The sequence below is a fragment of the Pontibacterium sp. genome (assembly GCF_964228735.1).
GTDB lineage: Bacteria > Pseudomonadota > Gammaproteobacteria > Pseudomonadales > Balneatricaceae > Pontibacterium.
Genome location: NZ_CAXRBQ010000057.1, coordinates 58586 through 65037, shown reverse-complemented (window position 1 = coordinate 65037; position 6452 = coordinate 58586). Strand labels below are relative to the sequence as shown.

Here is a 6452-nt window from a genome sequence, read left to right as displayed (position 1 = left end):
GATACCATTCAGTTCTGAGATAAGGGGAAGCCGGGGTTTAATCTACAGAACAGCCTTAGGGACTAAGGGCAGCCACAAACTCACCGACTTCTGACGATGGACGGTAGCTAACCACCCATCTTGGAGAGATACAAGGGCAGGCCTTCAGCCTGCCGGCAGCCTGAAGGCTGCCCTACAAATCCGATATTCAAACGATATAAATCCCAGACAAAAAAAACCGGCGCAAGGCCGGCTAATCACTGGATGGAAATATTGAAATCGTTATCAAGGGGGATTCGTTGTAGTGACCTACCTCACCGCCAGCACGGGCATCTCGGTGCGTGAGATCGGTCGGAATACAACCGGTACGTCAGATCGGCTGGAATAAATTACGAGGTTGCCGTTTTCATCCTTTTCAAAACGGTCGGCAGAGGCCAGGGTGCGCAGCAGCAGTTTCTCCTTCTGCATCACTGCGGCAAAACAGATCTTCTTGGAGGTGGTGATCCCTTCCACGTGCAGCTGGTTTTCCTCTTCGGAATACTCGGCAAAGAAGAAGTTACAACCGGCACGGCCACTCAGGCGGTTATTACGGAACGCGACCGATGCATTCAGCTCACCGGATACATCACGACCCACGAGGGTTTTCACGCGCCAATAGGTACGATCAAGCGTGGCAGAGGCCTGCGCGGTATCAGAAGTGTCTTTTACAGGGGAGTTTTCTTGCGGTGCCATCGATTGGCACCCCGCTAACGCGAGAAGGAGAACGGGCGCAAAACGCCGGAGCAAATCCGTCTGAAACATGCCTTCAAAATCCTTATGAAGTGTTTATTACAGGCAAGCATAGTCCCATTTATTCCAATTTAAAAGGACTATATTGCTCACAAAAAAGCCCAAGGTTGACGTTTCAAGTAAACATCAAGCCTCGGGCTTTTTGTTATCTGATCGCGTTAGACGGCGATTAGATGTCGATTACGTCGAACTCTACCAGCGGGCTTACGTCCGCTTCGTAGTCAACAGACTCGATACCGAAACCGAACAGTTTCAGGAACTCGTCTTTGTAGTACTGGTAGTCAGTCTTTTCGAACAGGTTCTCAGAAGTGATCTGAGGCCACATGTCGCGGCACGCCTGCTGAATGTCTTCACGCAGTTCCCAGTCGTCGATACGGAAACGGTTACCGTCGTCCATCTCAGCAGTGTCACCGTACAGGCCGGTCGCAAACAGACGCTGAACCTGCTCCATACAACCTTCGTGCAGACCCTGCTCTTTCATGACCTTAAAGACCATGGACAGGTACAGCGGCATTACAGGGATTGCGGAGCTCGCCTGAGTCACAACAGACTTCAGTACCGCAACGTTGCCCTGGCCACCTTTCGCCTGCAGCATGCTGTTGATTTCGCCAGCCGCACGGTCCAGATCCTGTTTCGCTTTACCCAGCGCACCGTCCCAGTAGATCGGCCAGGTGATGTCAGAACCGATGTAAGAGTACGCAACAGACTTGGCACCGTCAGCCAGAACACCCGCATCGTTCAGGGCGTTCATCCACAGTTCCCAGTCTTCGCCGCCCATTACGGTTACGGTAGCGTCGATCTCTTCCTGGGTCGCCGGCTCGATCTCTGCATCGATGATCACGTCTTTGTTGGTATCGATTGCAGTGGAGCGGTATGGCTCGCCGATTGGCTTCAGGGTAGAACGGATAACTTCACCAGTGTCCGGCATTTTGCGTACTGGGGAAGCCAGGGAGTAAACCACCAGATCGATCTGACCCAGATCTTCTTTGATCAGCTCGATGGTTTTCGCTTTAGCTTCGTGGGAGAACGCATCGCCATTCAGGCTTTTTGCGTACAGACCCGCTTCATGAGCAGCTTTGTCGAATTCAGCAGCGTTGTACCAACCCGCAGTACCGGTTTTACGCTCGGTACCCGGCTTTTCAAAGAATACGCCGATGGTTGCTGCACCACAGCCGAAAGCGGCTGCGATACGGGAAGAGAGACCGTAACCACTGGAAGAACCAATTACCAGCACGCGCTTAGCGCCAGCGATCTCGCCTTTCTCTTTAGTGTAAGCAATCTGCTCGCGCACATTTGCCGCACAACCTGTTGGATGGGTAGTGGTACAGATGAAGCCACGAATTTTTGGTTTGATGATCATGGTTAACTAGAGTCTCAATCCGTTACATAAAAAATCAGCCCGTAACCTTAACCGATTTCGGGCTGATATTACAGATGTAAGACGGCTCACGCCGCCTGCGACACGTGCTTAGGAGAACCAGGCAGACGCCAGCTGCTCGTCGCTCATCGCCATCACACTCTCGCTGCCTGCGGCAACCATCTGTGCGTACGATGCGGTACGAGGCAGAACCTGAGCCGCGTAGAAACGTGCGCTCAGAATCTTAGCGTTGAGGAAGGTCTCGTCGCCGCCGTTACCCAGCTCCTGCTGTGCCGCCAATGCACCACGCAGAATCTGCCAGCCACCACACAGGGTACCCATCAGCATCAGGTAGTTGTAGGCAACAGAGCCTGGCATCAGTGCATCATCCGCCGCGCCGTTCAGCAGCAGCGCCTGAGCATTTTGTGCCTGCTCCAGAGAGGCTTTCAGTGCAGCGGCTTCCGCTGCAAAACCACCCTGTGCTTCCAATGCAGCTACCAGCTCAGCAATCTCTGCCTGAACCGCTGCACCCGCTTCACCTTTATCGAACAGGGTCTTACGACCCACCAGGTCCAGCGCCTGAATCGCGTTGGTGCCTTCGTAGATCGGCAGGATGCGCGCATCGCGGTAATGCTGAGCGGCACCGGTTTCTTCGATGAAACCCATACCACCGTGTACCTGTACGCCCAGGGAGGTCACTTCCTGCGCCACCTCTGTACACCAACCTTTTACGATTGGGGTCAGGTAGGCAGCACGTGCCGCTTCTTTGGCTTTGGTTTCGGCATCGGTCGCATTGTGGGCAAAGTCGAGGCTTGCACAGGCATCGTATGCCAACGCACGACCCGCTTCGGTGATCGACTTCATGGTCAGCAGCATGCGACGTACATCCGCGTGACGGATGATCGGACCGGCTTCTCGCGTACCCACAGCCGGGCTCTGCACACGGTCATGGGCGTATTCCAGTGCATGCTGGTATGCACGCTCGGAGATCGCCACCCCCTGCAGGCCAACCGCCAGACGCGCATTGTTCATCATGGTGAACATGCACGCCAGACCTTTGTTTTCTTCACCCACCAGGTAACCGATCGCGCCCTCGTTGTCACCAAATGCCATCACGCAGGTAGGACTCGCATGGATACCCAGTTTGTGCTCCAGGGAGACACACTTCGCGTCGTTTCGCTCCCCCAGAGAACCGTCTTCGTTTACCAGGAACTTAGGCACAACAAACAGGCTGATCCCTTTTACGCCCGGAGGTGCATCCGGCAGACGCGCCAGCACCAGGTGCACGATGTTTTCAGCCATATCGTGCTCACCCCAGGTGATAAAGATCTTCTGGCCTTTGATGCGGTAGTGGTCACCTTCAGGCTCTGCCTTGGCGCGGATTGCCGCCAGATCGGAACCGGCCTGCGGTTCGGTCAGGTTCATGGTGCCGCTCCACTCACCGCTGATCAGCTGTGGCAGGTACTTGGCTTTCAGCTCGTCGCTGCCGTTGTGGAAGATCGCTTCAACCGCCCCCTGGCTCAGCAGCGGACACAGGCCCCACGCCATGTTGGCGGACTGCCACATCTCCATCACCGGGATAGACAGTGCGTACGGCAGGCCTTGGCCACCAAACTCTGGATCAAACTGCAGGGAGCCCCAGCCACCCTCAGCAAATTGCTGGTACGCCTCTTTAAAACCTTCTGGCGTTGGCACATCCAGATCCACCAGCTTCACACCGGTGCTATCACCCACTTCGTTCAGCGGAGAGAGAATTTCGTTCGCGACCTTACCGGCCTCTTCCAGAATCGCCGTCACCATATCGTCGGACGCTTCTTCGAAACCCGGAAGCTGGGCCAGCTGTTCCATACGCGCGTTGTGGCGCAGGGAGAAATGCATATCTTTCAGGGGAGCTTTGTAGTCAGCCATCACGTACCTGCCTTGAAAAGTGATCTCTACGAGGCCGTGTAAAAACTATTGCGACTTGCCTATAGGGCGTTAAAAAGCCACTCAAAATGCTCATTTACTTCAGTAAATTGCGCTTATTCGTGTCTTTTTGCCTTCTCTAGCCTGCGCTCATTACGTTTTTACAAGCCCTCTGTACCCACCCTTAAATTTTGCGCAAACTCACAAATAAGGGTTTTCACTTATTATACTCGTTATTTGGATTCCGATAAGATACCGAAACATTATTTTGCGACGCAGCAACCATTGAGGACGTCACCCATGCAAGAGCTACACGGCTACTATCTGGAAGATCTTGAAGTCGGCATGAGCGCGAGCTACGCCAAAACCATCTCCGAAAGCGACGTTTACACGTTTGCGGGCGTATCCGGGGACAACAACCCTATTCACATCAACGAGGAATACGCACAGACCACACCGTTTAAGAAACGTATCGTGCACGGTATGTTTAGTGCTGCACTGATCTCCACCGTTGCAGGTACCCGCCTGCCGGGACCTGGTGCTATCTATGTTGATCAGCAGATCAAATTCCGCCGTCCGATTTACATCGGTGATACCGCTACCGCGACCCTGACCATCTCCGAGATCGATCAGCGCCGTGGTCGTGTAAAAGCAACAACCGACGTACACGTGGGTGAAACGCTGGTAGCCTCCGGCTCTGCAACCTTCATGGTTGATAAACGCGACGCTTAATCGCAAAACGCCACTCTGTTTTCACAGAGTGGCGCTCTTTTCCTACCCGTTACGCGTCTGCTTTCTCACGCAGCACGAACTTCTGGATCTTACCGGTGGATGTTTTCGGTAGATCACCGAATACCACAACCTTCGGCGCCTTAAAGCGTGCCATGTTGTTGCGGCAGAACTCGATGATGCCGGCTTCATCTACCTTCGCACCCTCTTTCAGCTTCACGAATGCACACGGCACCTCACCCCACTTCTCGTCGGACTTGGCAACCACCGCGGCTTCCATAACTTCTGGGTGACGGTACAGAACATCTTCCACTTCGATACTGGAGATGTTCTCACCACCGGAGATGATGATGTCTTTGGAGCGGTCTTTGATTTCGATGTAACCGTCTTCGTGCCATACCGCCAGGTCACCGGAGTGGAACCAGCCGCCTTCGAAGGACTCGTCGGTGGTGGATGGGTTTTTCAGGTATCCCTTCATCACCAGGTTGCCGCGCATGAAGATCTCACCCATGGTTTCGCCGTCCTGAGGCACCGGCTCCAGGGTTTCTGGGTTTGCCACCATCAGGCCTTCCAGCATCGGCGCTTTCACACCCTGACGTGCTTTCAGACGGGCTTTCTGCTCGAGAGTGCAGTCATCCCACTGATCTTTCCATGCACAAACCACGGATGGACCGTAAGTTTCGGTCAGACCGTATACGTGGGTTACTTCCACGCCCATCTCTTCCCTGCCCTGGATTACAGCAGCTGGAGGCGCAGCGCCTGCGGTCATCACCTTGATCTTGTGGTTGATGCCTTCTTTCAGCTCAGCCGGTGCGTTGTTCAGCATGTTCAGAACGATTGGCGCACCACAGAAATGATCCACTTTCTCTTCACGGATCAGGTCGTAGATATCTTTGTCGCGTACGTGACGCAGGGAAACAGAGGTACCCGCAGCAGCAGCGATCGCCCATGGGAAACACCAGCCATTGCAGTGGAACATTGGCAGCGTCCACAGGTAGGTTGGGTGACGGCCCATATCCCAAGACACAATGTTGCTCATCGCGTTCAGGTAAGCACCACGGTGGTGGTACACCACACCTTTCGGGTTACCGGTGGTACCGGAGGTGTAGTTCAGACTGATCGCATCCCACTCGTCTGCCGGTGGCTGCCATGCGAACTCAGGATCACCTTCTGCAATAAAGGCTTCGTAGTTGGTGGAGCCGATCAGCTCACCACCTTCATAGTCCGGATCATCAATGTCGATAACCAGTGGGGTCTGGCCGGACATCTTCACGGCCTTGGAAACTACTTCAGAAAATTCGCGATCAACGATGATCACTTTACTTTCAGCGTGCTGCAGGATGAAGGCGATCGCTTCAGCATCCAGACGGATGTTGATCGCGTTCAGCACCGCACCGGACATCGGCACACCAAAGTGAGATTCAAAAACTTCCGGCAGGTTCGGTGCAACTACAGAGACTGTGTCGCCCTTTTCGATACCGTGCTTCTGCAGCGCGCTCGCCAGCTGGCGGCAACGGGTGTAGGTCTCTGCCCAGTTACGACGTACCTGTCCATGAACCGTCGCAGTCTGCTCCGGGTAAACGAATGCCGCACGCTCAATAAAACTAAGCGGAGTCAGCGCAGCGTAGTTGGCTGCATTTTGCTCAAGCCCAAGCTCATAAGGGTTATGCTTTGTGCTCATCGTTCTCTTTCC

The 6452-nt window shown here is 54.2% G+C and carries 5 protein-coding genes; 1 reads left to right on the top strand and 4 read right to left on the bottom strand.

What is annotated here, in order from left to right:
* Positions 1–288: 288 nt before the first annotated feature.
* The 3 genes from ACEQ15_RS06160 to ACEQ15_RS06150 form a co-directional block, all read right to left on the bottom strand.
* Positions 289–711, bottom strand: a complete 423-nt coding sequence (locus ACEQ15_RS06160; protein WP_370278208.1) for an META domain-containing protein — start codon at positions 709–711, stop codon at positions 289–291.
* A gap of 226 nt (positions 712–937) precedes the next feature.
* Complete coding sequence (gene fabV, locus ACEQ15_RS06155) at positions 938–2128, bottom strand: enoyl-ACP reductase FabV (protein ID WP_370278207.1); 1191 nt, start codon at positions 2126–2128, stop codon at positions 938–940.
* A 108-nt stretch (positions 2129–2236) separates the two neighbouring features.
* Positions 2237–4033 carry an acyl-CoA dehydrogenase family protein gene (locus ACEQ15_RS06150; protein WP_370278206.1) on the bottom strand — a complete coding sequence of 599 codons (1797 nt, stop codon included), beginning with the start codon at positions 4031–4033 and terminating at the stop codon, positions 2237–2239.
* A gap of 297 nt (positions 4034–4330) precedes the next feature.
* Here ACEQ15_RS06150 and ACEQ15_RS06145 point away from each other — a divergent pair, with 297 nt between their 5' ends.
* Positions 4331–4762 carry a MaoC family dehydratase gene (locus ACEQ15_RS06145; RefSeq protein WP_370278205.1) on the top strand — a complete coding sequence of 144 codons (432 nt, stop codon included), beginning with the start codon at positions 4331–4333 and terminating at the stop codon, positions 4760–4762.
* 49 nt (positions 4763–4811) lie between these two features.
* Here the strand turns inward: ACEQ15_RS06145 and ACEQ15_RS06140 are convergent, their stop codons facing one another.
* The gene (locus ACEQ15_RS06140; RefSeq protein WP_370278204.1) at positions 4812–6440 is read right to left on the bottom strand and encodes an acyl-CoA synthetase; all 1629 of its coding nucleotides are present in this window, start codon (positions 6438–6440) and stop codon (positions 4812–4814) included.
* Between the last annotated feature and the right edge of the window lie 12 nt (positions 6441–6452).

Coding starts and splice junctions, on each gene's coding strand:
- ACEQ15_RS06160 (WP_370278208.1), bottom strand. CDS start 711: ATGGCACCGCAAGAAAACTCCCCTGTAAAAGACACTTCTGATACCGCG.
- fabV (WP_370278207.1), bottom strand. CDS start 2,128: ATGATCATCAAACCAAAAATTCGTGGCTTCATCTGTACCACTACCCAT.
- ACEQ15_RS06150 (WP_370278206.1), bottom strand. CDS start 4,033: ATGGCTGACTACAAAGCTCCCCTGAAAGATATGCATTTCTCCCTGCGC.
- ACEQ15_RS06145 (WP_370278205.1), top strand. CDS start 4,331: ATGCAAGAGCTACACGGCTACTATCTGGAAGATCTTGAAGTCGGCATG.
- ACEQ15_RS06140 (WP_370278204.1), bottom strand. CDS start 6,440: ATGAGCACAAAGCATAACCCTTATGAGCTTGGGCTTGAGCAAAATGCA.